This window comes from Micromonospora sp. NPDC005215 (genome assembly GCF_040607915.1).
In the GTDB taxonomy this organism is placed as follows: domain Bacteria; phylum Actinomycetota; class Actinomycetes; order Mycobacteriales; family Micromonosporaceae; genus Micromonospora.
The window spans coordinates 1-1,013 of the sequence record NZ_JBEXHQ010000130.1; the positions used below are offsets into that span (position 1 = coordinate 1).

Below are 1,013 nucleotides of genomic sequence, written 5' to 3' on the forward strand. Positions count from 1 at the left end.
ATCTGGTAGGAGGCGGTGTTGGGGTCGGCGGAGTCGGCGATCGTGACGGTGGTGCCGTTGTCCCGGTAACCGACGACGCTGATGTAGTGCCCGCCCTCATAGGAGTGCACACCGCCGTTGGTGTCGGTGCTGGTGCCGGCGATGTTCGCGACCACGGCCCGCCCGTCGTCGACGGTCTTCACGACGTCGGCGCGCAGCCGGTCGGTCTGCTTGTCATCGGCGTTGGGGTTGCTGATCTCCACGCTGTGGTAGGCGTCGTTCTTACCGGTCTCCTTGTTCAGCACCGGCGTGATGTCGTTGATCGAGTTCGTGCCGGCCTCGGTGGTGCCCATCTCCTTGGCCATGTCATCAACGTTGATGTTCTTACCCTGCACGGACAAGGCGTTACGGGTCGCGGCCGGGCCACAGTAGTAGAAGTTCGGCTGCGCCTCGTAGCGCACACCCAACTCCCGCTCACCCGACGGCTTACGGTCGGACTGGGTCTGCGAGGTCGGCTTGGCGTCCGACATCGCGTATGCGGCGGTGACGGGTCCGGCGATGGCACCACCGGTGAACGCGAGCCCAGCAGCGGTCAGAGCAGTCTTACGAATCAGATCGGTACGCATGATGGCGTGCTCCTCTGCATCGGGGAAACCCACACAGCACTCAACAAGGGGGGTGCGCGGCCATGCGGGGAAGCTCAAGGGGATCAGCCCGGCAGCCCTGCGGGCTCCTGCTCGGGGGTATCCCGGAAGGTGGTGCAACGGTCCGGGGCAGCGAATCATTCCGCCAGCGTTTCTTCCGAACCAGGCCGGCCGGCGGTGCTCGGCCGTGCGGGGAAGGTAACCGCGGCGACCGGCCGGGTGTTCCCCGGGGGCCGACGGCCACGGGGATGTGACCGTGGTGAGCTGGCGGGTGTTCCCCGGGGGGGCCGACGGTCACGGGGTGGTGACCGCGGTGACCTGGGGGTTGCCGCACGCCACGACCCGAGGTCGCGGCGGCATGCCAGGTATAACGACCCCGCCCCACCCACG

The 1,013-nt window shown here is 67.5% G+C and carries 1 protein-coding gene; it reads right to left on the bottom strand.

Features of this window, described 5'->3' with window-relative positions; translation table 11 throughout:
• Positions 1-605 (bottom strand): C39 family peptidase (locus ABZU25_RS34510; RefSeq protein ID WP_355033557.1); only part of this gene is annotated, 605 nt, incomplete at its 3' end.
• Positions 606-1,013 lie beyond the last annotated feature (408 nt).